Raw genomic sequence first — 25,808 nt, 5'->3', positions numbered from 1 at the left:
AATCGGGATGCGCGCGGAGACCCTCAAGAGCAGGGTCAGTCCGAGCCGCCACCCGGCAGCCGCTTCAGCGCCTCGACCAACTGCCCCCGGCTGGTGATGCCCAGCTTCGGGAACACCTTGTACAGATGCGCCGCGACCGTCCGGTGCGACAGGTAGATCTGGTCGGCGATCTCCTTGTTGGTCAGCCCCGCCGCCGCGAGCCGCATGATCTGCAACTCCTGCGGCGTGAACGCCACGTCGCTGCCCGGTCGCCGACCTCCCGACGGCGGCGTGATGCCCGCGGCCCGCAACTCCGCCGCGGCGCGTTCTGCCCACAGCCGGGCGCCCGACCGGTCGAACACGTGATGCGCGGCAGCAAGCTGGTCCCGCGCCGCGGCGATCCGCCGCGTCCGCCGGAGCCATTCGCCGTACGCCAACTGGGTCCGGCCGACTTCCAGCGCCGCCGGGCACTCCTCCGCCTGCGCGACGGCCGCCGCGAACCGTTCGCCAGGATCGTCGGTGCCGAGAACGGCGTAGCTGCGATGGACGAGCATGCACAGGTGTGCGGAGTCGAAACCGGCGGCCTCCTTCTCGGCACCGGCCACCACCTCGGCGACCTCGCTGGTCTTGCCCGACCGGACGCCCGCTTCCGCGAGGTCTGCCACCGCCCACAGCATCGTCGTGCGATCCATCGACAGGTCGCTGAGCAGCGTCCACGCATCCCGGAAGCGCCGCTGCTGCAGGGCGATCAGACCGGCGGCCCAGTTGCTTCGGGCAACCGTCGACGTCCAGGTTAGCTCCACCGGCTGAGCCATGCTGCGCTCCACCGCTCGGGAAGCTTCCGTCGCATCGCCCCGCCAGGCCTGCGCGAGAGCGCCGGAAGCAGCAGCCGCCGTCGCCACCGACGTGAGCCCGAGATCGGCGGCCATCCGCTCGGCCAGCGCCCCGTCGGCGATTCCGTCCAGCACGCCACCGGTGAGAACGCGGCTGCACGCCAACCACGCCAGGAGATGCGCCTCGTCGGCCGTGCCGCCGGTACCGCGCAGATGCTGGTACCCGGCCAGCAGTCCGGCGCGCGCGGTGCCCAGATCCTGCGTTCTCTCGGCTGCCAGCCCGACCGTCAGCAGCACCCGCGGATCGGTCACGGCGGGAGGCAGCAACTTGCGCAGGTGTGCTGCGCGCCCCGGGGGATCCAGCAGCGCCAGCGCGATCTGCTGCAGGGGATCCGGCCGCCCGAGATCGATGGACTCCAGCTCATCGACAAGGAGCTGCAGGTTGCCGGAACGCTGGGGCCGCAACGCGAGCTGAACCGCACCGGCCCACAGCAGCACCACCCGTTCCTCGGCATCGCCACTGGCGAGACGGTGCAGAAGCTGCGTCACCGTCGCCTCGCTGCGCAGCGGCAGGCCGGCCATCAGCGTGCTGACGATCTCGGTGCTGGCCAGTTGGACGCTCACCCGCGCGGTGTCGGCCAGCGGCAGTGCCTCCTCGACGGCACGCACCGCCTCACGGGTCAGCCCGGCACGGCGTGCGTTCTCGGCCGCCGCGGCAAGCCGCCGACCGCGCTCGCCCGGGTCCGGTGACAACGCCGCCGCGCGCTCGTACAGGGCCGACGCCTCCGCCTGCGCGCCCCGGCCGCCGGCGTACGCCGCGGCGGATTCCAGCTCCGCGGCCAGTTCCTCGTCGGCCGCGAACGCCGCGGCGGCGCGGTGCCACACCGAGCGGACCGGGTCACCGATCACGCCGCCCAGCGCCCGGTGCGTACTGCGGCGCTCGCTGGTCGACGCGGCGCCGTACACGACCGAGCGCATCAGCGGATGGCGGAAGCGGATCACCCCTTGGCTGACCTCGACAACGCCGGAGCGTTCCACCGCGTCGAAGGCCTCCGGCCCCGATCCGAGCGCTCGGCCGGCCGCGAACAGATCGTGGACTCCGAGGCCTTGGTCCGCGGCGGCCAGCAGCAGCAACGTGCGAGACTCCGGCCGCAGTCCGGCGACCTGATCGAGGAAGGCCTGTTCCAGCCGGCGGGTCGTCGGCAGGAACACCGGCAGCGCACTCCCGTTGGGGAACTCGTCCTGCACCACCCTCGACAGCTCTGCGAGCGCCAGCGGATTGCCCGCCGCCTCACGCAGTACACGCTCCCTGAGGGACCGGCTCATCGGCCCGGCCACGCAGTCCAGCAGCCGAGCCGCCTCGTCGTCGGCCAGCGGGCCCAGATCCAGCTGGAGGGCCGGGATCGACCGCAGCGCGTCGACCTCGTCCGCGGGCGTGCGGGTGGTGACCAGCAGCAGAAGACGGTTGGCAGCCAGCCGGCGGGCGACGAAAGCGATCGCATCGGCGGTCGAACGGTCGAGCCACTGCAGATCCTCGACAACCACCACGACCTTGCGGTCGGACGCCAGCTCCTCCAGCAGGCCGAGCACGGCGAGGTGGATCATCAGCCGTTCCGGTGCGGGACCGTCCTCGAGACCGAACGCACCGAGCAGGGCCTGGCGTTGCCGCGGCGGCAGCGAAGCGGCCCGGTCGAGAACCGGGTGCAGCAATTCGTGCAGCGCCGCGAACCCGGACGGCGTTTCGCTCTGGATCCCCGTGCACCGCAGTTCCAGGAATCCTTCGTCGCGGGCCAGCGCCGCGGCCCGGTCGGCCAGCGCCGACTTGCCGATGCCGGCGTCACCGGTGATCACGACCAGGACGCCACCGCCACCGCCACCGCCGGCGTCGGCGTCGGCGGCGGCCGCGCTGGTGATCGCCTCACCCAGGCGACTCAGCTCGGCCGTGCGGCCGATCAACGACTTTGCACCCACCGGCTTCCCGTCACCATCCCGAGGCATCGGCCGAACAGCTCGGCACGCTCCGCCATATTAGGTGACACTTCACCTAACCGCAAAAACAGCCTTGACGCAGGAGCAGTCAGATGACGGATGCCGCCCGGCCGGGCCGCCCCGCAGGATCGGTTCCGAGCGAACCGCTCACCGAAGAAGGGAACGATCCGATGAGTGACCCCGTGAAGCCGGTCCTGGAGCCGGCGGCGCAGGCCTTCGCCGACGCGAACTCCACGCCGCCCTTCCTGTACCAATTGACGCCGGAGGAAGGCCGCAAGATCGCCGACACCGTGCAGACCGACCCGACGCCGGTCCTGCTCGACGCCGACATCTCCGACCTCAGCATCGACGGTGGCCCGACCGGCACCGTCCGGGTCCGCATCGTGCGGCCCCCGAACGCGACCGGTGTGCTGCCGGTCATCCTGTACTGCCACGGGCTCGGCTGGGTCTTCGGCGGCCCGACGACGCACGACCGGCTGGTCCGCGAGCTCGCCGTCGGCGCCCAGGCCGCGGTCGTCTTCCCGGACTACGACCTGTCCCCCGAGGCGAAGTACCCGACCGCGATCGAGCAGATCTACGCCGTCGCGACCTGGCTCCGCGACAGCGGCGCCGAGCAGAGCTTGGACAGCACCCGCGTCGCCGTGGCGGGCGACTCGGTCGGCGGCAACATGGCGACCGTGCAGACCATCCTGTCGAAGCAGCGCGGCGGACTGCAGTACAAGGGTCAGCTGCTGTACTACCCGGTCACCGACGCGAACTTCGACACCGGCTCGTACGAGCAGTTCGCGGAGGGCTACTTCCTGCCGCGCGAGGGCATGAAGTGGTTCTGGGACCAGTACACGACCGACCCGGCCGAGCGCGCCGAGATCACCGCCTCCCCGCTGCGCGCGTCGCTCGACGACCTCGCCGGCCTGCCCGAGGCGCTGGTGATCGTCGCGGAGGCCGACGTACTGCGCGACGAGGGCGAGGCGTACGCCGCCAAGCTGCGCGCCGCGGGAGTTCCGGTGACGGCGGTTCGGTACGGCGGTGTCATCCACGACTTCGTCGGCCTGAACCCGTTGCGCCGGACCTTCGCCGCCGAGGGCGCGATCGCCCAGGGCGCGGCGTTCCTGGCCAGGGTGCTCGGCACCGACTGACCGGCACGGGCCGACGCCGGCCCGGTACGGCGAGCAGCTGCGCCCTGGCGCGACGATGACCATGCCGAGTGCGATGATGCTGACGACCCGAAGACGTCACGGTCAGCTGAAGCCGAGGATATGTCCGACAACCATCGTCTGCCGCCCGAGTCGCCGTACGCGTTCCTCTCGCCGGCCGAGGCCCGCGCCTGGTTCGCGTACATGCGGCTGCAGCTTCGGCTGCGGTACGAGATGAACCGTCAGCTCCGCGCCGACAGCGGCATCTCGCTGGCCGACTACGACGTCCTGGTCGCGCTGACCAGCGAGCCGGACGGCCGGATGCAGATCTCGGCGCTCGCCACCCGGATCGGGTGGGAGCGCAGCCGCACCTCGCACCACGTGAAGCGGCTGGAGACCCGCGGGATGCTCACGCTCACCAGGTCGGCCCACGACAAGCGGGCGGTGGACGTCACACTGAGCGCGCAGGGCTGGCAGAAGCTCCGGGAGGCGTCTCCCCAGCACATCGAGCTGGTCCGGTCGATGTTCTTCGACGGCCTCGGCAGCGACGCGCTCGAAAACCTCACCAGCGCGCTCGAGGACATCTACGAGACAGTGATCGAGCGCGGCACGCTGCCTCGGCCCGTCGACCACCCCTGAGCCCAGCAAGCAATCCAGCGCCGGCGGCGTTCCCGCCCCGGCGTACTGAGTCCTGCGCTGCCCTCCGGCGTACGGCGAACCGGTCCGTGGACCGCCACGCCCCGGGGCGCGCGGACCTTGATCCACACGGAAGGAACACTGATGGCCGACACGATGGCCCAGTTGATGAAAAGCAGTTCGAACCTCGTCTTCGGTGAGCGGGACGCCGCCGCCCGGCGCGTGGTGATGGACCGGATCTTCAGCGAGGACGTCACCTTCGCGGACGCGGAAGGCGTGCTCATTGGCCGCGACGCGCTGCACGCGAAGGCACAGCAGCTGCTGGACGGCGCTCCCGGGTTCGTCTTCACCGAAGCCGGTCCGGTCTACCAGGCCCAGGACCTCGGCTGCCTGGCCTGGAACTTCGGGCCCGCCGGACAGCCGCCGGTGGTGTCCGGGATGGACATCGCCATCGTCAGGGACGGCCGGATCGCCTCCCTGCACACCGTTCTGACCAGGTCGTAAGGGGATGGGAGCCATGAAGACCCTCGGAATTCTCGGTGCCGGCAACCTCGGATCGCAGGTGGCCCGCGCTGCCGTGGCGGCGGGCCTGTCGGTGGTGATCGCGAACGCGCGGGGCCCGGAGTCGCTGGCCGAGCTGGTGGCCGAGCTCGGTCCGGCGGCACGAGCAGCCGACCCGGCCGAGGCCGCCGAAGCCGCCGACCTCGTGATCCTGTGCACGCCGCTGAACGCCTACCCGGACCTGCCGGCCGACCAGCTCGCGGGCAAGGTGCTGGTCGACGCCACCAACTACTACCCGGAGTTCTTCGGGGCGATCCCGGAGCTCGACACCCGGTCGGAGACGACGTCGGAGTTCCTGCAGAGCCGGTTGCCCCGCAGCATCGTGATCAAAGGGCTGAACAACCTCGGCGCGGCCGACCTCACCACCGACGGCCAACCCGCCGGCTCCGCCGACCGGCGCGCGCTCGCGGTGGCCGGCGACGACCAGGACGCCAAGTCCCAGGTCGTCTCGCTCATCGACACGCTCGGCTTCGACGTGATCGACGCCGGCGCCCTGAGCGAAGGCTGGCGCTTCGAGCGCGACCAGCCGGCGTACGGGACGCGGCGCGACGCCGACCAGATGCGGACCGCGCTGTCGCAGGCCACCCGGTAGCCTCCCCGCCGCGAAAGGGGTGGTGCTGCCGCCCACCGCCGCTCACACTGGGACATCCGGCGTCACGCCGGATGTCCCAGTCACGTCCGCGGCTGTCACGGAAGGGCGGTACCAGGATGGGAGATCGGGCGAGGCGGCAACCGCCGGTCGGCACGCCGCCGTCCCTGCAGGGCATCGATGCCGTCGGCAACCCGCACGCGCAGTTCCTCGCCACCGAGCACTGGAGCCTGCTCGCCACCCGCAGCATGACGTGGAGCGAGATCTTCAGCCGGACCGGCACCTACCTGACCGTGCTGTCGGCAACCGTCATCGCGCTCTCCCTGGTGGCGAACGCGAGCGGCTTCGGGCGCGACTTCCAGATGTTCGCCCTGCTGGTCCTGCCGGTGGCGCTGCTGATCGGGCTGGGCACGTTCTTCCGCCTGATCGAGGCCGACGTCGAGGACGCCTGGCTGGTGATCGGCATGAACCGGCTCCGGCACGCGTACCTGGAGCTCGCGCCGGAGCTGGAGCCGTACTTCGTGACCAGCCACCACGACGACGCGCCCGGCATGATGACGACGTACAGCTTTCGCAACCGGGTCGGGCTGACCCACTGGATGTCCGGGTCGCCCGTCGTCGTCGGCATCATCAACGCGGTCGTCGTCGGTGTGCTCGCCGGAGTGATCTGCGAGATCGCGAACGCCGGTGACGTGCTCCGCACCGTGGCCGGCGCCACGGCCGCCCTGCTGGCCGCGGCCGTGCTCGGCGTCGTCGGCTACCGCAGGGTCCGCGAGGTCTCCCGCGAGTACCAGCCCCGCTTCCCTGGCTGATCCCGATCGAACTTATGCACCCGGCTGCCCTCGGGACGTCGGATGCATAAGATTTCAACCACTGAGCGCGAGGCGGTCGCGCGCGCTGCTGAGCCCAACGCGCGCGACCTGAGCGACCTCTCTTCCGCGCGGATTCACGGTCACCTGGCCCGTAGGTGCCCAGATTCGCCGGTCCCACCCCTGTTCGGTCCGCCCAACTGCGATCAAGCGAGTGCTTGACGCCGCAGGCATCCGGCCGGATATGCTCCGCTGGCCATCGGCACTGGGGGGAATCCAGTGCCTTCTGCCACTGGAAAGAACCCTTTGATGAAGCTTCGTCGTACCGTCATGTCCGCTGTCGCCGCGCTCAGCGTCGCCGCCGTGCTCCCGCTCAGCGCCTCGGCCGTCCGGCCCGGCCCGACCCCGCCGGCCGACGCGCCCGCCAAGGCCACCGCGGCCACCGCAGCCGGCGTCTGCAACCTGTCCGCGCCGACCCGGGTCGCGATCAGCCGCCCCTACCTGGAGCTGCCGATCCGCATCAGCGGCAACTGCACCGCCGCCGGCAGCACGTCGTACTGGGTCCTCACCCACCCCAGCCGGGGCCCGGTGAACGAGGTCGGCTTCGAAGACACCACCACCTACCCCTGGGACATCCTCAGCGACGACCCGATCGGCGTACAGAAGTTCGTCGCCGACGGCGCCTGGGACCCGGCTGACCAGCCGCTCACCCAGAACTCCCCCACCACCACGATCAAGCTCGCCGCCGGCGCCTGGATCTCCTCGACCCGCACCGCCGACGTCGTCACCCTCAAGGGCACCTCGCTGCTGTACTCGGTCAGCAAGAACATCTTCTTCAAGCGCTCCGCCAGCGGCGTCTTCCAGTACCGCGACCGCGGCACCACCACCTGGAAGAACCTCAAGGCCGTCACCACCAACAGCGCCGGCGAGGCCACCATGGCCTACCGCTACACCCCGCTCCGCGACTACCGCTTCGCGCTGTACTCGACCTCCATCAGCTGGGACCTCGCCAGCGCCACCACCACCCGCTGACCCACCCGGCACCCGCGGCGCGGAGACGCCTCCGAGCGTGCGGGCGCGATGTCCGCCGTACGGGTTTGCGGCAGCCGGGCTTCGGGTTGCGTTCATGTGGGTGAGATTCACTGACGGCTCCGCCCTTGTCACTGTGAGGAGTCAGTCGTGGATCGTCGGAGTTTTCTTCGTGCGGCAGTGATCGGTTCGTCGGCCTCGGTCGCGTTCGGGTTCAGCGTGACGCCGCAGGCGTTGGCGTTTCCGGCGCAGACCGGGCCCAGCCCGTACGGCGGTCTGCGGACCGCCGACGCGAACGGGATCATGCTGCCGCAGGGTTTCACCAGCCGGGTGCTGGCCAGGTCGACCCGGGTCGTGAGCGGTACCAGCTACACCTGGCACAGCGCCCCGGACGGCGGAGCCTGCTTCGCCGACGGCACCGGCTGGATCTACGTGTCCAACTCCGAGATGAGCAGCGGGAGCGGTGGTGCGAGCGCTCTGCGGTTCAACAGCAGCGGCGCGATCACCGGCGCGTACCGCATCCTGTCCGGCACCACCCGGAACTGCTCCGGCGGCGCGACCCCGTGGGGCACCTGGCTGTCCGGCGAGGAGACCGACCTCGGCTACCTCTGGGAGACCGACCCGTTCGGCACCAAGGCCGCGGTACGCCGCCCGGCGATGGGCCGCTTCTCCCACGAGGCCGCCGCGGTGGATCCCGACCGGCGCGTCATCTACCTCACCGAGGACGTCTCCGACGGCGGCTTCTACCGGTTCGTGCCGACCACCTGGGGCGACCTGTCCGCCGGCACCCTGCAGGTACTGCGTGAGTCCGGCGGGGCGCTGTCCTGGGTCAGGGTTCCCGACCCCGACGGCAGCCCGACCGCGACCCGCCGGCAGGTGTCGGGCATGAAGATCTTCAACGGCGGCGAGGGCTGCTACTACCGCAACGGAACCTGCTTCTTCACCACCAAGGGCGACAACCGCGTCTGGGCCTACAACGCGGTGAACAACACGATCGCGATCGCCTACGACGACAACCTGACCAGCAGTGCGCCGCTGACCGGCGTCGACAACATCACCGGCACCACCGTCGGCGACCTGTACGTCGCCGAGGACGGCGGCAACATGGAGATCTGCGTCATCACCCCCGCCGACGTCGTGGCGCCCTTCCTCCGCGTGACGGGCCAGTCCGGCTCCGAGCTCTGCGGTGTCGCCTTCAACCCCGCCGGCAACCGCCTGTACTTCTCCTCCCAGCGCGGTACCACCGGCTCGAGCAGCGGCGGCATCACCTACGAGGTCACCGGCCCCTTCCGCACCACCCGCTGATCTCACCCCGGCGCCCGCTCGGCACCTCCGAGCGGGCGCCGGGAGGGTGTTCCACCGTCAGCCGGGACCGAGGGCGCGGACGGCGAGCTCGGTCAACGCGTCCGCATAGGCCTCGTCGAACGGGTGCGTGCGCAGGATCCAGCGGTGGTAGACCGGCCCGAAGATCACCTCGACGGCCACGTCCAGGTCGATGCCGTCGGCCACTTGGCCGGCTCGCTGCGCCGCCTCCAGCCGCCGCTTGGTGGCGGCCAACTGAGGACCGAGCATCCGGGTCATAACCTGGTCGCTGAGCGCCGCGTCCTGCTGCATGTCGATCATCACCGCGCGCAGCGTCGCCGAGGTCGCTTCGTCCGCGAACTCGGCAGTCGTTGCCCGCAGTACGAGGCGCAGGTCGGCAGCCAGGTCACCGGTGTCCGGCCACTCGGACTCGGGCTGCTCGGTGACCAGCGCGTCGAGCACGACCGCACCCTTCGACGGCCACCACCGGTAGATCGTCTGCTTGCCGACACCGGCCCGGGCGGCGATGCCCTCGATCGACGTCTTGGCGTACCCGACCTCGGCGACGGCCTCGGCGGCCGCGGTGAGGATCGCGGTCCGCGCCCGGTCGCTGCGCCGCCGTTCGTCTGGACTTCCCATGGACGAGACGATACGGTCCGTCTCGTTGAGATTCAACCGAGAGGGACATCGATGAGACTGTGGTTGATCACCGGAGCCGGCCGAGGTCTCGGGCGCGCGTTCGCGGAGGCGGCCCTGGAGCACGGCGACCGGGTCGTCGGGACGATCCGCCAGGACGGCGTGCTCGACGACCTGGTCGAGCAGTACGGCGATCGACTGGTTCCGCGCCGGCTGGACGTGGCTTCCCGTGCCGAGGTCGAGAGCGTGGTCGCGGACGTCGTGACCACGGTCGGTACGCCGGACGTCGTGGTGAACAACGCCGGATACGGCTTGGTCGGCGCGATCGAGGAACTGAGCGAGGATGAGCTCCGGGCTCAGTTCGACGTCAACCTGTTCGGCGCCGTCTGGCTCACCCAGGCCGTCCTGCCGCACCTCCGGGCGCGAGGATCCGGCCGGATCGTGCAGGTTTCCAGCGTCGGCGCGGTCGGGCACCTGCCGCTGTTCGGTGCCTACAACGCGACGAAGTGGGCACTCGAAGGCCTCAGCGCCGCCCTCGCGGACGAGGTCGCGCGCTTCGGCGTCGGCGTTCACCTGCTGCAGCTCGGCGGCTTCGCCACCGACTGGGCCGGCTCCAGCCTGCGCTTCACCACCGCGGACCCGGCGTACGACGAAACCCGCGAGGCCATCCTCGGCATGCCCGGCTATCCCACTGCGGCCATGGTCGCGGAGGCGGGAGAACCCACCGAGGAGTCCCCGGCAGTCGCCGCTCGAGCCCTGCTGGCCCTGCTCGACGACCCCGAACCGCCCCTGCGCAAGATCATCGGCACCGGCGCCCACGACATGGTGAAAACGGCCCTTGAGTGGCGTCGCGACGACTATCTCAGCGACCCGGCCTTCAGCTGGCCCGACCAGCCGAAGTAGCCCGCGAACTACGGGACGAACGGGGCGGGGGAGGCGTCGAGGACGAAGGCGGAGGATGCCGGCGGCGCAGGTGACCGCCAGAGCGATGGCGGTGGTGCCGAGTGAACAACGAGAGGGTGGCGACGGTCCCACCGATGCCCACGGCAAGGAACCGGATCGCCTGGCCCTGGTCCTGCTGCCAAGGAGTTCACGGGCGGAGCGCGAGCTTGCCGGTGGTGCCTCGGGATTCCAGCTCGGTGAGGGCCTTGGCACCGTCGGCCAGGTCGTAGACGGTCGGCTGACCCGGCGGGTAGACACCGACCGCCCTCAACTCGGCCAACTCGGCGACGATCTCGGCGTAAAGATGCGGCGCCTGCTCGATCAGTACGCCGATGTGCAGGCCGATCACGTGGATCTGGTGGCGGAAGTTGAGCTCCCAGTTGCTGATCGACGCCTCGCCGGCGGCCACGCCGTACACGACGACCGTGCCGGTGACGCGCTTGGCGGCCGCCAGGCCGGCCCGGAACGTCTCGCCGCCGACGGACTCGAGGACCAGGTCGACGCCGTGGCCGTCGGTGAGCCGCAGTGCCGCGGCGGCGACGTCCTCGGTCCGGTAGTCGACGACATGATCGGCTCCCAGGGCGCGCACGGTGTCGTGCTTGTCCGCGGAGGCGCTGGCGATCACGGTGGCTCCGTAGTGCTTGGCCATCCGCACCGCGGCCTGCCCCACTCCGCCCGCTGCCGCGTGGATCAGCACGGTGTCGCCGGCCGCGACGCGCCCGAGCGGCCTGAGGGCGGCGAGCGCGGTGGCCCAGTTCAGGACGAGACCCAGCGCCTGCTCGTCGGTCCAGCCTTCGGGGACCCGGGCGGCGCCGGCCGCGGGCATCACCATGTACTCCGCGAACGCGCCCGGGCCGGTCCCGATCACGTGGTCGCCGATCGCCAGGTCGCCCACTTCGGAGCCGAGGGCAACGATTTGGCCGGCCGCCTCGAAGCCGGCGACGTAGGGGGCCCGCGGTCCGCCGTCGTACGTGCCGCGGGTCTGCATCACGTCGGCGAAGTTGATGCCGGCCGCACCGACCCGGATCAGCACCTGCCCCGGTCCGGGCGTCGGCACCGCAACGTCGTCGTCCAGCCGCAGGTCGTGCGGGCCGGTCAACGTCGGCTGCGTCAGGGCGCGCATCGTGGCGGGCAGGTCAGGCATGGGCACGGCTCCGATCGTGCTAAGAGGTCTGGCGAACAGGGGGCGCGCTGCGCAGTACGACGTCGAGCAGCCCCGGGAAGCGACTGTCCAGCTCGTCGTAGCGCAGCTGGTTCCAGCGCCGCTTGCCTTCTTCTCGCTGCCGGATCACCCCGGCCTCGCGAAGGATCCGGAAGTGGTGCGTCAGCGTCGACGGCGCGACGGTCACCGGGAAGGTCCCGCAGGCCTGCTCACCGTTCTCCCGCAGGCTGCCGACGATGGCCAGCCGGGTCGGGTCGGCCAGCGCGTGCAGAACGGCGTGGATCGTCAGCTCCCCGACCTCCGGATGCACCACGGCCGGGCGGCGAGCGTGCGGCACTCCGACCTCCTTTCGACGATCGTCGTACATGATCGTAACTCAGTTCGACGATCCTCGAAAGGAAACGGCACAGCACGCCGGCACTCTTCCCGAGTGCCGGTCTCCGTTGTGTCCCCCGCTTGAAGGTTCTGCCGCCACGTACTGCGATTGCCGCCGGAAAAGTCTTCACAAGGTACTTCAACGATACCGTTGAATACATGACTCCTGGTTCCGAACTGGCCGCCGATCCCGTCGATGCCGTGACCGTGCGGAAGCTGCTGCCGGGCAAGCCGCGACTACTCGCCCTGGGCGAGCCGACGCACGGCGAGAACGTCCTGCTCGAGCTACGCAACGACCTCTTCCGGCAACTCGTCGAGCTGGAGGGCTACCGCACGATCGCCCTCGAGAGCGACTGCCTGGCCGGCCTGCTCGTCGACGACTACGTCACCTCGGGGACCGGCACCCTCGACGACGTCATGGACCGCGGCTTCAGCCACGAGTTCGGGGCGCTCGCGGCCAACCGCGAACTGGTCCGCTGGATGCGTGCCTACAACAACGACCGGCGCCGGTCCGAGCACCTCCGCTTCGCCGGTGTCGACGGCCCGCTGGAGATCTCCGGCGCCGCGAGCCCGCGGCAGGCACTGACCGCACTGCACAGCTACCTCACCACCTGGGTGGCTGCCGACCTGCTGTCCTGCACTGCGGAAACCCTCGATCGCCTGCTCGGCGCCGACGACCGATGGACCAACCCTGCCGCGATGATGGACTCGTCGCGGTCCGTCGGGCAGAGTCCGGACGCGACAGAGCTCCGGCTGCTCGCCGACGACTTGACGGCGCTGCTCGATGCGCAGTCCCCGCACCTGATCGAGGCATCCGCACCGGACGACTGGGAGCGCGCCCTCCTGCACGGCCGCACCGCCGTCGGCCTGCTGCGCTACCACTTCTGGATGGCCGACAGCTCACCGAGCCGCACAGCCCGGCTGCTCGGCATACGGGACTCGATGATGGCCGCCAACCTGCTCGCGCTCGCTCACCGCGGCCCGATCTTGGTGAACGCGCACAACGGTCACCTCCAACGGCCCCAGAGCTCCATGCGGTGGGGCGGCCAGGCGGTTGAGTGGTGGAGCGCCGGCGCGATCGTCAGCGCCCAACTAGGAGACCAGTACGCCTTCCTCGCCACGGCTCTCGGCACGATCCCGCACCAGGGGGTCGACACCCCGGCTCCGGACACCATCGAAGGCCTGCTCTACGCGCAGCCGCAGGAGCAGTACGTGGTCGACCCCCGCCAACTCGCCACAGTGCCCGCAGTCCTCCGCAGCTCCCCGTGGTACGGCTACGCGCCGCTGGATCCAGCTCAGGTGTCCAGCCATGACGGCATCGTCTTCGTCAAAGACGTCCGACAGAACCGGGCCACGGACCATGAGCGCCCGTCCGCGCGAGCCTCGGACGGTTGACCTGCGCCCGAGCGGGGTAACGGTGGAGCGGGTTCAGAGCGGAGCCTCAGGAACGCCGGGGCGCACGCACGCCCGGCACGGACGAGGGACCCCAGTGACTGACGCCAAGTCCGTCGACCCCGCAGCGGGCGCCACGATCGGCCGTCCGAGGCTGAGCGCGCCCGCTCCGGGCATCGGCGCCTCGCCGCCCGGTCGCCCACCGCATGCTGGACCTGCCGGGCATCCTGGGGCCGACGCGCCCTTCGATCCCGAGCTGCTCCGGTCGGTGTTCTCGAGCACCGTCCCCGGAACCGTGGGCTTCGAGGAGGAACTCCTCGTGGTGCATCGCGAAAGCTGGATGCCTGCTGAAGCCGCCCCGGTCCTGGCGAGCCTTGGCGACCCACGGGTGAAGCCCGAGCTGCCTGCCTGCCAGCTGGAGATCGCGACCTCCGTGCACAGGGATGTCGCCGACGCCGTCGCGGAGCTCCGCACGTGCCGAGAACTCGTCGCTACCGCCTGCGCCCCTGACCTTGCGCTGGTTGCCGCCCCGGTACATCCCCTCGTCGAGGGTCCCACCGCGCTGTCGCCGACGGAGCACGCCGCTGGGCTCAGCGCTCGCTACCGGGACGTGATCAGCCGCCAACTGGTCTCCTCGTTGCAAGTGCACCTGGCCTTCGGCGACGCCGACTGCACCCTGAGCGTCTACCACGCTCTGCGGGATCTGCTCCCCGAGCTGACCGCGCTGGCAGCTTGCGCGCCCTTCACCGCCGGACGCGACGCCGGGCTGTGCTCGGTGCGTCCGGTGGTCGCCTCCCAGCTGCCCCGCCAGGGCGTACCTCCGATCATCACCTCCTGGCACCAGTACGCCGAGGACCTGAACTGGGCGGTCCAAGGCGGCGCGGTCGCCAACGCGTCGGAGTGGTGGTGGGAGCTCCGCCCGCACCTTCGGTACGGCACGCTCGAACTGCGGGTCCTCGACGTCCAGGCGACCACGGCGCAGACCAGCGCGATCGCCCGATTCGTGCACGCGCTCGGGGCGAGGCTCGCCGACCTGCACCACCTAGGCCGGCTCGAACCGCCCGCGCCGACCTGGAGAATCGCAGAGAACCGGTGGTCCGCGCTGCGGGACGGCGTCCGCGGCGAGCTGCTCGACCTCCGGACCGGCGAGGTCCGGCCCACCCGTCGCCGGCTCCATCACCTCATCGACACCACCGAACCGTACGCGCCGGGCAGCCTGGACGACGTCCGGGCGATGGTCGAGCACCCACCGGTGGAGCATCTCAGGGCGCTCGGTCCCGAGCGCGTGGTCCCTTGGCTAGCGGAGGTGTTCACCGTATGAAGTTCATGACCCTGCCGGGCGTCTTCGCCCCGATCTCCGACTCCTGGATGCTGGCCGACGCGATCCGTCAGGAGTCCCTCGGCCCGGGGTCGCGGGCGCTCGACGTCTGCACCGGCAGCGGGGTGCTCGCCCTCACCGCGGCTCAGTGCGGCGCGACCACGACGGCGATCGACGTCTCCCGGCGGGCGCTGCTCACCGTCCGCCTCAACGCGCTGCGGCACGGCCTGCGCGTCCGGACCCTGCGGGGCCAGACGTTCGGCCCGGTCGCCGGCGAGCGGTTCGACCTGATCGTGAGCAACCCGCCGTACGTGCCGTCGCCGCGCGCGGACGTACCGCGGTCCGGCGCGAGCCGGGCCTGGGAGGCCGGCCACGACGGGCGCATCGTGCTCGACGCCTTGTGCGACGAGGCTCCGGCCCACCTGCGCCCGGGCGGGGCGATCCTTCTCGTGCACTCGTCCCTCATCGGCACCGACACCACCTTGGACCGGCTCCGCCGAGCGGGCCTCACCGACGCCGAAGTACGCGTGAGCCAACGCGGACCACTGGGCCCGTTGATGCGCGCGCAGCAGGCCGCGGGCACGATCCCCGCCGACATCGACGAGGAAGACGTGGTGATCATCCGCGCCACCGCTCCGCTGACCGACTGACGGGGTCAGGATCGGGATTTGGTGGACGCGCGGACGTGCATGCGCTCCCCCTGCTTGCCGAACAAGCTGAGCAGTTCCACGGCGCCGCGGCCCGTTGAGCCGAACCAGTGCGGCGTCTGGGTGTCGAACTCCGCGGCCTCACCCGGACCGAGCACCAGGTCGTAGTCGGCCAGGACGAGGCGGAGCCGGCCGGTGAGCACGTAGAGCCACTCGTGGCCGGCGTGCACGCGGGGCGAGGGTTCGTTGTCCGAGGCGGGAATCGTCAGCTTGAACGCCTTGGGCTCTCCCTGATCCCTGGACAGCGAGACGAACAGCCGCCCGTTCGACCGGCCGGCGTTCTGCGGCACGCGGGGGTCCACGACGCGCGGCGCTGCCACGATGTCGTCCAGCGGCACCGCGAGCGCGGCGGCGATCGGCAGCAGCAGTTCCAGACTGGGCTTGCGCTGCCCCGACTCGAGTCTCGACAGGGTGCTGGTCGAGATCCCGGTGGTGCGGCTCAGCTCGGCCAGCGTCACGCTCTTCTTCTCGCGCATCCGGCGCAGCCTGGGGGCGATCTGGCTGATCGTCGCAGCGACAGCAGGCAGGGTGTCCATGCCCTCAGCCAAGCAACCGATCCCGGTTTCGGCAAGGAATGTTGTCGCTTTCGCAGCATCGTCGCGACGCTCGTCGTCGAGGAGGTGGCCATGAGAAGCCAACGAACTGTGGGGCACGACGCGACAACTGCCGGCCGACCGGGAGGTGCTGACCGATGACGCGGACCAGCAGGCGACTTCCCTTCGGGGTGTACGTGCTGGCCTTCAGCCTGTTTTCGATGGGCAGTGCGGAGTTCTTGCTCGCCGGCGTGCTGCCGGCGGTAGCGGACGATCTCGAGATCTCGCTCGCGTCGGCCGGCGGATTGATCACGGCCTTCGCGGTCGGCGTCGTCCTGGGCGGGCCACCGCTCGCGGTCGTCAGCCTGCGCTGGCCCCGGCGGACAACGCTCGTCATCACCCAGGCGATCTTCGCGTCCGCCATCGCCGTCAGCCTGGTCGTCGACAGCTACCCGGTGGTGCTGGGCGCTCGCTTCGCCGCCGGCGTCGCGTACGCGGGGTTCTGGGCCGTCGCCGCGGTCACCGCGATCAGCCTGGTGCCGCGCGACCGAACCGCGCGCGCTTCCGCGGTGGTGGTGAGCGGACTGAGTCTGGCCATGATCGCCGGCGGACCGGCCGGCGCGCTGATCAGCTACTTCGCCGGATGGCAGGGCGGCTTCTGGGCGGTTGTCGTGCTCACGGTTCTCGGTGCGGTTTCGGCTGTCGCGGCACTGCCCGAGACGACTGCGTCGCAGGAGCCCAGCGTGCGGGCGGAGCTCGACGTGATGCGCCGGCCGAAGCTGTGGTGGGTCTACGCCGCCACCCTGCTGAGCACCGCGGCGTACATGATCTCGTTCAATTTCCTGTCCGCACTACTGACCGACGTCACCCACCTCCCGGCCGTCTGGGTGCCCGCCGTTCTCGCGTTGTTCGGCATCGGAGCGTTTGTCGGCCTGTCGATCGGCGGCCGGATCGCCGACCGCCGCCCGTACGACGCTCTGCTCGCAGGAGCGGGCGGGATCCTGGTCTGCTCGGTCCTGCTGGCAGTACTCGCGGAGCACAAGCTCGCGGTCGTTGCCTTGGTCGCCTTGCTCGGCGTCGCCGGCTTCGTGCTCAATCCCGCCATCTACGGCCGCGTCTTCAGCATCGCCGCCGACGCCCCGACGCTGGCCGGAGCCACCACGGTGTCGGCGTTCCAGCTCGGCATCAGCCTGGTGCCACTGCTGGCCGGCCTCGCCCTGCACGCAGGCGCCGGCCTGGCCTCGATCGGCTGGATCGGCGCCGCCCTGGCGCTGGCCACGGTCCCGGTCGTCCTGCTCGAACGACGCCCGCCCACCGCGAGCAACATCACGAGCCGCAGTCGGTGAGCCCGGACTTTCAGCACCCTCTTGTCGCGCAATCATTGGTTGCTATACGTTGCAACCAATAGTTGCTGCGGGAGACGGCGGCACCCGACAGTGTCAACGGGAGGGAACTGACTGTGGATCTCGGCAGATTCGGCATCTGGCGGCACGAGGACGGACTCTCGCCGGAGTACGCCCAGGAGATCGAGCGAGCCGGCTTCGGCACCGTCTGGATCGGAGCCAACCCGAAGGGCGATCTCGCACTGCCCGAGGCGATGATCGCCGCGACCGACCGGCTGATCGTTGCCACCGGCATCATCAACCTGTGGACCGTCGGCGCCGCGGAGGTGGCCGAGTCGTACCACCGCATCGCCCGGCGCTTTCCCGGCCGGTTCGTGCTCGGCATCGGCATCGGGCATCCCGAGACGGACCGGGAGTACGCGAGTCCGTACCAGACGATGGTCGACTACCTCGACGTGCTCGACCGCGCCGGCGTACCGCCGGACCGACGGGTACTGGCCGCGCTCGGTCCCAGGGTGCTGCGGCTGGCGGCAGCGCGGACGGCCGGCGCGATCCCGTACCTGACCACCCCGCAGCACACGCTCCAGGCGCGCGAGCTGATCGGACCGAAGCCGCTCATCGCCACCGAACAGATGGTCGTCCTGGACACCGACGTCGAGCGGGCGCGCGCCCTGGGGCGGCAGCGGGTGGCCGACCCCTACCTCCGCCTCACCAACTACATCTCCAACCTCAAGCGCTTGGGCTGGAGCGACGCCGACCTGGTCCCGGACGGCAGCGACGCACTGATCGACGCGCTCGTTGTGCACGGCGATGCGAAGAACGTCGCGGCCGGTCTGGTCGCGCATCTCGACGCGGGCGCGAACCACGTGTGCGCACAGATCCTGGCGGACGACAACGACTATCTGCCCGCGCTGCGGTCTCTCGGTGAAGCGCTCGGCACCCTCTGACCACGACACCTCTCGAACTTGTGCAGAGTTTCGTTTGCTGCCCATCGGCCCGGGTACCGACCCGGTCAGCCAGCCGGCGGGGGACGGACGGCTTCACGCGCTCCGTCGAGAGGACAATCATGAGTAGCGCAGCACCAGAAGGCAGCCGTCGCGACGATTCCGCGACCGGCCGGCCGGTTCCCGAAGACAGGCTGATCGACCGCGACGACCGGTCAGCCACCCACGCCGATCCCGACAACGGCAGTCACACACCGGACGCGGCCCTGCCGAGGGATCGTCACAGCGTCGTCAATCGCGAGAAGGAGGAGTACGGCGGAATCAAGGCCGGGTCGGCCTTCTTCGGTTGGCTGACGGCCACCGGGACGGCCGTGCTGCTGACCGCCCTGCTCACCGCCGCCGGCGCCGTGGTCGGCGTCGCCACCGGGACCAGTACCGCCGACGCGACCGATCAGGCCGACGCCAATGCCGAGACCATCGGCATCGCCGGCGGCATCCTGGTGCTCGTCGTGCTGTTCATCGCGTACTACTGCGGCGGCTACGTCGCCGGCCGGATGGCCCGGTTCAACGGCCTGAAGCAGGGGCTCGCCGTCTGGCTGTGGGCCGTGGTCATCGCCGTCGTCGTCGCCATCGTCGTGGCGATCGCCGGCAACGAGTACAACGTGCTCGGCAGGCTGAACAGCTTCCCCAGGATCCCTGTCAGCGAAGGCAGTCTCACCACCGGCGGCATCGTGGCTCTGCTGCTGGCAGCGGCCGCCAGCCTCGTCGGCGCACTGGTCGGCGGTCTGGCCGGCATGCGCTTCCACCGCAAGGTCGACAAGGCCGGTCTCGGCCGCTGACCTGCGCACCTCCAGGGCGGCCAGGGTTTCTCCCTGGCCGCCCGATCACTTAGCCCTTGCGCTAAGTGTTGACCAGCGCTAATACTTAGCCTCATGGCACAGTATTCGGCGGAGGTCGACGGCGTGTTCGTGGCGCTGGCGGATCCGACCCGGCGCGGGGTGATCCGGCGGCTGGGGCGGGGGCCGACCAGCGTGGGTGAGCTCGCGGGCGAGTTCCCGATGACCCTTCCCTCGTTCATGAAGCACATCCGCACGCTCGAGACGAACGGCCTGATCCGCACGGTCAAGGCCGGGCGGGTGCGCACCTGCGTACTGAATCGCGACCGGCTCGCGCTGGTCGACGACTGGCTCGCGGAGCAGCGCCGGATCTGGGCCGACCGCACCGACCGGCTCGAGCGCCTCGTCACCGAACCCCTGGAGGAACAGTCATGAACCCCGATCTCGACCTGGCCCTGGAGCGGGTCATCCGAGCGCCGCGCGAGGTCATCTGGCGGGCCTGGACCGATCCGGCCCGCTTCGCGAAGTGGTGGATCCCGGCACCGGCCATCTGCCAGGTCGAGCGGCTGGAAGCCCGGCCCGGCGGCGCGCTCGTCACCTCGATGAGCGACGACGGAATCACGTTCGTCCCGCAGCTCGACGCGACCTTCCTGGTCGTCGAACCGCTGGAGCGACTGGTGTACACCAACGCGATCGACAGCGCCTGGCGCCCGGCCGATCCGGAGCCGTTCCTGATGACGGCCGAGATCACCTTGGCCGACCATCCCGACGGTACGGACTACCGGATCCTCGTCCGGCACGGCGATCCGGCCACCCGGGCCCGCCACGAAGAGCTCGGTTTCGCGGACGGCTGGGGCACGGTGCTGAAGCAGCTCGCCGCGGCGGCGGAGAGCGAGGCCGGCCGATGAAGCTGGTCCTCACCGAGTTCGTCACGCTCGACGGGGTCAGCCAAGGTCCCGGGTCGTCGACCGAGGACACCACCGACGGTTTCACCCAGGGCGGCTGGCTGGTGCCGCACCTCGACGAACTGTTCGTCCAGCGGACGTCCGAGTGGCTGGACCTGGCCGACGGACTGCTGCTCGGCCGGCGGACCTACGAAGCCTTCGCCCGGGACTGGCCGCAGATCGACGACCCGTTCTCCGCGCGGATGAACTCCCTGCCGAAGTACGTGGTCAGCAACACCCTGACCGAAGGGACCTGGAATCCGACGACCGTACTGCGCGGCGACCCGATCGCGGCCGTCGGGAAGCTCAAGGCGCAGCCTGGGCGGGAACTGCAGATCCACGGAAGCGCACGGCTCGGCAACTTCCTGCTGGCCGCCGGCCTGCTCGACGCGGTCCGGCTCGTCATCGCGCCGGCCGTGATCGGTTCCGGCCGGCGGCTGTTCGACCACCGCGGCGGTTCCGGCGGCCTCCGCCTGACCAAGCACGAGAGCACGCCGAAAGGCCTTGTTCTGCTGGAGTACGACGTCGTCGGCGCCGCCCCGGTGGCGCAGTACGAGGGCGTGTCAGCCTTCGTGTAGGCCGTACCCCTACTTGCCTGCGGACCTGGCTCACGGCGATCCGGGCAGCTGCCCTGCACTCCGCCCACCACCAACTGCAGCGGTGCCGGATTCGCCGCTTTCGAGCCACGCCGTCTTCGCCGCCGCATCGCGGTCCTGGCGGTCAGCTGATTCGATTGACGGTGGCAGCCGAGGCGGGGCAGAGGATCAGCAGGCAGCTCTCCACCTTGACGTCGTCGATCACCGCGCCCCAGGCGGACCCGGAGGTGCCGGCGAACTGCAGCACCGAGGACGCCGACAGCAGGTTGGTGAAGTAGAAGCTGCGGTAGACCCACCCCATGCTGAAGTTGTTCTTCCCGGCGATGCTGAACGTGAAGGTGTCCACCTCCTGCCCGTTCACAGTGGCCTTTCCGCTCTTGACGGTGGGCGAACCTTCGGGATTGCCCGCCACCGCGAAGGTGACCTTGTACGTCGTGAGCAGCTGCGCGGGCAGGCTCCTGGCGACAGCGCCGTCGCCGGAACCGTTCAGGTCAAGGGACTGCCGCCCCTCGGCGTCCACCCAGTCGGTGGTCAGGTCGACGCTGCCCGACGTCACCGTCCAGCCGCCGAACTGCTGCCCGGCCACGTAGGCAGATGAACGGGTGGATCCTCACAGTCAGCGTACGAGCACGCTCCGCAATCGACCTCGCTCAGCGGCGCGGCCGCTCTGACAGCGCCGTAGACCGCTGCGCAAGCAGACTATGACTGGCAGTAACGACCGCGGATCGCCTACGGTGGGAGTCATGTCGGCTCGGACGCCGTACCGCCGGTTGAACCGCCGGGTTCGGGCGCTGCCCGGCCTGCTGTCGCGTGCGCCGTGGTGGGTGCTGGTGATCGTCGGAACGGCGACCACCGCGCTGGGTCTGCTGCTCGCTGTTCGGCCCCTGAGCTCGCTGACCGTGCTCGGCATCTACACCGGCATCAGTTGTGTGGTGTCCGGCCTCGGTGAACTGGTTGCCCGCCGCGAGCGTGGCGCGCGACTGCCCTTGGTCACGGGCATCGGCTGGGTCCTCGCAGGTCTGGCCTTGCTCGTCTGGCTCGGCCGGAGCCTGGAACTGCTCGGCCCGTTCCTGGCCTTTCTGCTCATCGTCAGTGGTGCTGTTCGGCTGCTCGACGTGCGACGAGGCCCGGCCGCGGACCGGGTGCTCGCGGCCGTGTTCGGACTGTCGGAGATCGCGTTCGGGCTGGTCGCGCGGGTCTGGCCGGACGCCACCCTGCTGGTCGTCGCGCTGCTGTTCGGCGTACGCACCGCCTGCTTCGGTCTGTCCCTCCTCGGGCGAGGAATCGGGCGCCGACTCCGGCCGGCCGGGACGCGACGGACGACCGGGCCCCGGTGGCAGCACGGTCTGCGATGGGTCGCCGCGGTGGTCGCGCTGTTCACCGCGACCACAACTCTCGTCGTCAGCGAGCAGTTCCGGCAGGGGATCCCGGTGGTCGACAACTTCTACGACGCGCCTGACGTCGTACCCACCGAGCCCGGGCGGCTCCTGCGGGCCGAGCCCTATGACGGCGACCTACCGCAGGGGCTCACTGCCCAGCGCATCCTCTACACGACCACCGCGGACGACGGCGTTCCCGGCCTGGCGAGCGCCGTCGTGGCGGTGCCCGCCGAGCCGACCGGTCGCCCGACGCCGCTGATCGCCTGGGCCCATGGCACGGTCGGTGTCGCGCGAGCGTGCGCTCCCAGCCTGGGGCGCAACGCGATCTCGACCGAGGGCATGCCGTCGATGGACGCCCTGGCGCGCAACGGGTGGGGCATGGTCGCCACCGACTACATCGGCCAGGGCACCGAGGGCGCTTTCCCCTACCTGGTCGGGCAGGGCGAGGGGCGCTCGGTCCTCGACGCAGTCCGGGCCGCCCATCAGTTGGACGGCCTCGACCTCGCACCCGAGACGGTGATCTGGGGACACTCCCAGGGCGGGCACGCCGCGCTGTGGGCCGGGCAACTGGCGCCGACCTACGCGCCGGACGTCAAGGTCGTCGGGACCGCCGCGCTGTCGGCCGCGAGCGATCCGCTTGCGCTCGCCCAGCTCGTCACCGCGCATCCCGGCGCCCTCGGGGCGAGCCTCGGCATCTCGTTCGTGGTGGCGGCGTACAGCCGTTCGTACCCGGACATCTCCCTCGACGTCGTCACTCCGGCCGCCAGGACGCTGGTGAAGGAGGCGGCCGCCCGGTGCACCAGCGAACCCGGGACCCTGCTCACGGTGCTCACCGGCGTCGCCGTCTCCCGCGACACACCGATCCTCGCCGAGGACCCGGCAACCGGAGCGGTCGGCCGACGGCTGCGCCAGAACGTCGCACTGGGCCCCTGGTCCGCTCCGCTGTTCATCGCGCAGGGCACCGCGGACGAGGTCATCATCTCGCGTCTCCAGGACGACTACGTGGCCCGGCTCTGCGCCGCCGGCCGCCCGCTGCGCTACACGCGGTACCCGGGCCGGACACACATGGGCGTTCTCGAACCCGGGTCACCGCTGAACACCGACCTCGAGCGCTGGACCGCCGATCGACTCGCCGGGAGGGACCAGCAGAACACCTGCTCCTGACGGCCCGCCCACTAATCCCCTAGCCTCATCGCGCCCGTGGTTCTACCGCAGCTCCAGGGCGCCGCATCACGGCGGCGGTCAGGCCGAAGAGCGCGGCTGAGGCGGCCAGGGCGATGGGCAGCGAGACCAGGCTTGCGGTCGCCGCGATCGCCAGGCCGCACGTCACCTCGCCGAGATACTCGGCCTGGGCCAGGAACGAGTGCGTCGTCGCCCGTACAACGCTCGTCGTCCGCGCGTTCACCCACAGCGCTGCGATGATCCGGGTCAAGGGGACAGCGATCCCGGACACGATCACCAGCGCGGCACTGGCACTGGCCGCATCCGGCGCGAACGCGACACCGGTCATGCCGAGCAGCCCGATCATCGCTGCCACCCGGTACGAGTGGCGCGCGCGCTCACCGTCGAGACGCCTCTCCACCCGACGCAGCACCACGGCGCCGACGACCAGAGCCAGCACACCGACACCCGTCAACCAAACGATCGGGTCCCAGGCCACTGGGAGCCCCAGGTCGACCAGCTGCTTCGGTGCGAGCCGGCCACCGGCGTCGGCCGCACCGTTGATCAGGAAGGTGGCCAGGAAGATCAGCCGGAGCTCCGGGCTCCGGCGGACGAGCGCGACACCGCCACGGAAGATGCTCCAGGACGCCGACCATCGGGCGGCCCGAGCCGGGGCGAAGCGTTGCTCGGTGAACCGGAGGGCCACGTACAGCCCGAGCAGAAGCATGGCGGCGCCGGCCGTCACGATCGCGATGTCGCGCTGCGTCGCCCAGGCCAGCGCGCCCAGCCCCACAAGCCCGGTCGCCGCGCCGGTCAGCTGCGCCCGCGCTGCCCGCGCCAGAACGGCGGAGATGCGCTCGGGCTGCTCGAGCTCGTCGGTGATCCAGGCGACGTCGGCTCCGCTGGCGAAGGACCAGGACACGCCCCACAGCACCTGGGTTGCCAGGAGCAACGGAAATGCCGTGACCAGCCCGGTCACCAGCATCGCCGTACCCATCAGGAGCTGGGAGACCACCAGCGACCACTTGCGGCTGATCGTGTCGGCCAGTACTCCGGCAGGCACCTCGCAGGCCAGCGCGAAGATCCCCTGCACAGCTCCGATCAGGACGATCTGGGCCGCCGAGAGGTTCGCGTCCACAACCAGGTAGAGGCTGGTGACGAGCCACCAGCCGTTGTGGAGGACGGCCCGTAGCCAGGTCCACCGGACGAACACCGTGATCAAGGAGCTGCTCACGAGACAGTCCACCGCACGGGATCCACCAGGCGCAAAGCGTTTTCCAGCTACCCAGCCACTCTGCGCCTCGGTGCCCTCAGCTGGTCAGCTGCGCGGCATCGCGCCAGACCATGCGCAGGCGCCGGGGAGAGCCGTGGAGACGGCTTGCATCTCCGCCCGGCGGTGAGACGGTTGCCGTCTCCACTTCACTGGCTCCCAGAGCGCGATAGAAGTGCTGAGCGTCGGTGTTCTGCTGCAGCACCCACAGGTAGATCGCGTTGCCCGTCGCCTGATCGATGACCGCGGCCGCCGCGTGAGAAAGGAGCCGGGTGCCGACGCCGGTACGGCGCTGACTGTGGTGGACGTGCAGATTGTCGACCAGGCTGCCCCACCTCGGATGGTGATCCAGCATGACGTGGACGAACCCCGCCAGCTGGTCGTCGTACTCGGCGAGAATCGTTGCGGTGCCGGTCGGCGCGGCCAGCCGGGCCGACCAGACCACACGACGGTCGGCCTCGAGGTCGCCGTCGAGGAACGAGTCGGAGAACGCACCTCGATAGTGCCGGCGCCAACTGTCCGCGTGCAGGCCGGCGACCCGCTCGGCATCGTCTGCTCCGGCTGATCGGAAGACCAGTGATCGCACGACAACTCCCTTTCCTGGCTCGCCGGTACGGCAATCACCCTAATGCGGTCAGGCGCCGGCCCACTTCGAATAGTCTCTGCTCGAGACGGCGGGCAGAGTGTGGCTCCGTGACTGGCGCTGTTCACCTGGCGTGCGAGGGAAGAGCTGACGTCGATGATTCCGATGAAGCACGGCTACACCAACAACACCATGGGCGACGGCGCCGTGGTGGAGAAGCAGTACGCCGGGCCGGACGCCGCGCTGCGCCGGGAGCGCGAGTACGCCGTACTGTGCGAGCTGCAGGGCCGGCTGCCGGTACCGCCCGTTCGGGGACTCGTTGCCGGGACTCTGCGGCTCGGCTTCGTGCCCGGCAAGCCAGGTCAGGAACTGCTCGACGCCGAGTATGCCGAGGCGGTTCTGATGTCGTGCGGGCGGATTCTCGGCCGTATCCACTCCACCGAGATCATCGGCCTGCCGAAGACCTCGCCCGGAGACGTCCTCGTGCACGGCGACTTCGGACCGAACAACCTCCTGCTCGACCCGGAGACCTTCGCGGTGACCGGCGTGGTGGACTGGGAGTTCGCCCACTACGGCGATCCGCTGGACGACCTCGCCTGGTGCGAGTGGATCGTCCGGATGCACCACCCGGAGCAGGCCCACGCCCTGCCCGCCTTCTTCGACGCCTACCCGGGCGACGTCCCCGCCTGGCCGGCAAGGCAAGCCGCGATGGTGGCACGCTGCAAGCAGCTACAAGACTTCTGCGAGCGCTGGACCCCGGACGGCCCGGCCGTCACCCTCTGGAAAGCACGCACCACCACCACCGCCGCCTGGACCGCGTAGGCCAC

General features: G+C 70.4%; 27 protein-coding genes. 19 read left to right on the top strand and 8 right to left on the bottom strand.

The genetic code is table 11. From position 1 onward, the window contains the following. Positions 1-35 precede the first annotated feature (35 nt). On the bottom strand, positions 36-2,783 hold the full coding sequence (locus KFLA_RS05575; protein ID WP_049797270.1) for a helix-turn-helix transcriptional regulator: 2,748 nt from the start codon (positions 2,781-2,783) through the stop codon (positions 36-38). Positions 2,784-2,971: 188 nt separating this feature from the next. On the opposite strand from KFLA_RS05575, the gene KFLA_RS05570 reads away from it, so the two are divergent. From KFLA_RS05570 to KFLA_RS05540, 7 genes are all read left to right on the top strand, one after another. Further along, positions 2,972-3,937, top strand: coding sequence for an alpha/beta hydrolase (locus tag KFLA_RS05570; protein ID WP_012918790.1), 966 nt, complete (start codon positions 2,972-2,974; stop codon positions 3,935-3,937). 120 nt (positions 3,938-4,057) lie between these two features. After that, a complete protein-coding gene (locus KFLA_RS05565; protein WP_012918789.1) occupies positions 4,058-4,573 on the top strand; it encodes a MarR family winged helix-turn-helix transcriptional regulator in 516 nt (171 codons plus the stop codon). 141 nt (positions 4,574-4,714) lie between these two features. Beyond that, complete coding sequence (locus KFLA_RS05560; protein ID WP_012918788.1) at positions 4,715-5,074, top strand: nuclear transport factor 2 family protein; 360 nt, start codon at positions 4,715-4,717, stop codon at positions 5,072-5,074. Positions 5,075-5,087: 13 nt separating this feature from the next. After that, positions 5,088-5,723 carry an NADPH-dependent F420 reductase gene (locus KFLA_RS05555; protein WP_041289162.1) on the top strand — a complete coding sequence of 212 codons (636 nt, stop codon included), beginning with the start codon at positions 5,088-5,090 and terminating at the stop codon, positions 5,721-5,723. Between the two features lie 116 nt (positions 5,724-5,839). After that, positions 5,840-6,532 carry a hypothetical protein gene (locus tag KFLA_RS05550; RefSeq protein ID WP_012918786.1) on the top strand — a complete coding sequence of 231 codons (693 nt, stop codon included), beginning with the start codon at positions 5,840-5,842 and terminating at the stop codon, positions 6,530-6,532. Between the two features lie 306 nt (positions 6,533-6,838). Continuing rightward, the gene (locus KFLA_RS05545) at positions 6,839-7,561 is read left to right on the top strand and encodes a hypothetical protein (protein WP_148256552.1); all 723 of its coding nucleotides are present in this window, start codon (positions 6,839-6,841) and stop codon (positions 7,559-7,561) included. 147 nt (positions 7,562-7,708) lie between these two features. Next, entirely contained in the window at positions 7,709-8,863 is a 1,155-nt protein-coding gene (locus KFLA_RS05540) for an alkaline phosphatase PhoX (protein ID WP_012918784.1), read from the top strand. Between the two features lie 57 nt (positions 8,864-8,920). Here KFLA_RS05540 and KFLA_RS05535 read toward each other — a convergent pair whose 3' ends face one another. After that, complete coding sequence (locus tag KFLA_RS05535) at positions 8,921-9,499, bottom strand: TetR/AcrR family transcriptional regulator (RefSeq protein WP_012918783.1); 579 nt, start codon at positions 9,497-9,499, stop codon at positions 8,921-8,923. A 51-nt stretch (positions 9,500-9,550) separates the two neighbouring features. Here KFLA_RS05535 and KFLA_RS05530 point away from each other — a divergent pair, with 51 nt between their 5' ends. Further along, positions 9,551-10,399, top strand: a complete 849-nt coding sequence (locus KFLA_RS05530) for an SDR family NAD(P)-dependent oxidoreductase (RefSeq protein ID WP_012918782.1) — start codon at positions 9,551-9,553, stop codon at positions 10,397-10,399. Between the two features lie 187 nt (positions 10,400-10,586). Here KFLA_RS05530 and KFLA_RS05525 read toward each other — a convergent pair whose 3' ends face one another. Together KFLA_RS05525 and KFLA_RS05520 are read right to left on the bottom strand one after the other, a co-directional pair. After that, a complete protein-coding gene (locus KFLA_RS05525) occupies positions 10,587-11,582 on the bottom strand; it encodes a zinc-binding dehydrogenase (RefSeq protein ID WP_012918781.1) in 996 nt (331 codons plus the stop codon). 19 nt (positions 11,583-11,601) lie between these two features. Further along, positions 11,602-11,937 (bottom strand): ArsR/SmtB family transcription factor, encoded by a 336-nt coding sequence (locus tag KFLA_RS05520; RefSeq protein ID WP_012918780.1) that lies wholly within the window; start codon positions 11,935-11,937, stop codon positions 11,602-11,604. Positions 11,938-12,134: 197 nt separating this feature from the next. Here KFLA_RS05520 and KFLA_RS05515 point away from each other — a divergent pair, with 197 nt between their 5' ends. The 3 genes from KFLA_RS05515 to KFLA_RS05505 all read left to right on the top strand — a co-directional run bounded on the left by KFLA_RS05515 (position 12,135) and on the right by KFLA_RS05505 (position 15,335). Further along, entirely contained in the window at positions 12,135-13,370 is a 1,236-nt protein-coding gene (locus KFLA_RS05515) for an erythromycin esterase family protein (RefSeq protein ID WP_012918779.1), read from the top strand. 94 nt (positions 13,371-13,464) lie between these two features. Next, positions 13,465-14,688 carry a carboxylate-amine ligase gene (locus KFLA_RS05510; RefSeq protein ID WP_158307262.1) on the top strand — a complete coding sequence of 408 codons (1,224 nt, stop codon included), beginning with the start codon at positions 13,465-13,467 and terminating at the stop codon, positions 14,686-14,688. Continuing rightward, entirely contained in the window at positions 14,685-15,335 is a 651-nt protein-coding gene (locus tag KFLA_RS05505; RefSeq protein ID WP_012918777.1) for a HemK2/MTQ2 family protein methyltransferase, read from the top strand. The genes KFLA_RS05510 and KFLA_RS05505 overlap by 4 nt, the downstream gene beginning before the upstream one ends. Positions 15,336-15,340: 5 nt before the next feature. Here KFLA_RS05505 and KFLA_RS05500 read toward each other — a convergent pair whose 3' ends face one another. Next, positions 15,341-15,928, bottom strand: a complete 588-nt coding sequence (locus tag KFLA_RS05500; protein ID WP_012918776.1) for a helix-turn-helix domain-containing protein — start codon at positions 15,926-15,928, stop codon at positions 15,341-15,343. A 155-nt stretch (positions 15,929-16,083) separates the two neighbouring features. Here KFLA_RS05500 and KFLA_RS05495 point away from each other — a divergent pair, with 155 nt between their 5' ends. From KFLA_RS05495 to KFLA_RS05470, 6 genes are all read left to right on the top strand, one after another. Beyond that, a complete protein-coding gene (locus KFLA_RS05495; RefSeq protein ID WP_012918775.1) occupies positions 16,084-17,271 on the top strand; it encodes an MFS transporter in 1,188 nt (395 codons plus the stop codon). 113 nt (positions 17,272-17,384) lie between these two features. Next, on the top strand, positions 17,385-18,215 hold the full coding sequence (locus tag KFLA_RS05490; RefSeq protein WP_237706736.1) for an LLM class F420-dependent oxidoreductase: 831 nt from the start codon (positions 17,385-17,387) through the stop codon (positions 18,213-18,215). A 119-nt stretch (positions 18,216-18,334) separates the two neighbouring features. Then, complete coding sequence (locus KFLA_RS05485) at positions 18,335-19,051, top strand: hypothetical protein (protein WP_012918773.1); 717 nt, start codon at positions 18,335-18,337, stop codon at positions 19,049-19,051. Between the two features lie 93 nt (positions 19,052-19,144). Continuing rightward, positions 19,145-19,483 (top strand): ArsR/SmtB family transcription factor, encoded by a 339-nt coding sequence (locus tag KFLA_RS05480; RefSeq protein WP_012918772.1) that lies wholly within the window; start codon positions 19,145-19,147, stop codon positions 19,481-19,483. After that, the gene (locus tag KFLA_RS05475; RefSeq protein WP_012918771.1) at positions 19,480-19,956 is read left to right on the top strand and encodes an SRPBCC domain-containing protein; all 477 of its coding nucleotides are present in this window, start codon (positions 19,480-19,482) and stop codon (positions 19,954-19,956) included. The genes KFLA_RS05480 and KFLA_RS05475 overlap by 4 nt, the downstream gene beginning before the upstream one ends. Continuing rightward, entirely contained in the window at positions 19,953-20,570 is a 618-nt protein-coding gene (locus KFLA_RS05470; RefSeq protein WP_012918770.1) for a dihydrofolate reductase family protein, read from the top strand. The genes KFLA_RS05475 and KFLA_RS05470 overlap by 4 nt, the downstream gene beginning before the upstream one ends. Positions 20,571-20,712: 142 nt before the next feature. On the opposite strand, the gene KFLA_RS05465 is transcribed toward KFLA_RS05470, so the two are convergent. Continuing rightward, positions 20,713-21,174, bottom strand: coding sequence for a DUF642 domain-containing protein (locus tag KFLA_RS05465; RefSeq protein WP_012918769.1), 462 nt, complete (start codon positions 21,172-21,174; stop codon positions 20,713-20,715). Positions 21,175-21,331: 157 nt separating this feature from the next. Between KFLA_RS05465 and KFLA_RS05460 the strand changes: the two genes are divergently transcribed. After that, positions 21,332-23,131, top strand: coding sequence for a lipase family protein (locus KFLA_RS05460; protein WP_041289160.1), 1,800 nt, complete (start codon positions 21,332-21,334; stop codon positions 23,129-23,131). 25 nt (positions 23,132-23,156) lie between these two features. Here the strand turns inward: KFLA_RS05460 and KFLA_RS05455 are convergent, their stop codons facing one another. Together KFLA_RS05455 and KFLA_RS05450 are read right to left on the bottom strand one after the other, a co-directional pair. After that, entirely contained in the window at positions 23,157-24,362 is a 1,206-nt protein-coding gene (locus KFLA_RS05455; protein WP_158307261.1) for an MFS transporter, read from the bottom strand. A gap of 76 nt (positions 24,363-24,438) precedes the next feature. Then, positions 24,439-24,984: a GNAT family N-acetyltransferase gene (locus KFLA_RS05450; protein ID WP_012918766.1), complete on the bottom strand. Its 546-nt coding sequence runs from the start codon at positions 24,982-24,984 to the stop codon at positions 24,439-24,441. A 153-nt stretch (positions 24,985-25,137) separates the two neighbouring features. Between KFLA_RS05450 and KFLA_RS05445 the strand changes: the two genes are divergently transcribed. Next, the gene (locus KFLA_RS05445) at positions 25,138-25,803 is read left to right on the top strand and encodes a phosphotransferase family protein (protein WP_012918765.1); all 666 of its coding nucleotides are present in this window, start codon (positions 25,138-25,140) and stop codon (positions 25,801-25,803) included. Positions 25,804-25,808 lie beyond the last annotated feature (5 nt).

The sequence above is a fragment of the Kribbella flavida DSM 17836 genome (assembly GCF_000024345.1).
In the GTDB taxonomy this organism is placed as follows: domain Bacteria; phylum Actinomycetota; class Actinomycetes; order Propionibacteriales; family Kribbellaceae; genus Kribbella; species Kribbella flavida.
The sequence above is the reverse complement of the archived record's forward strand: the minus strand, read 5'-3'. Positions and strand labels throughout refer to the sequence as shown.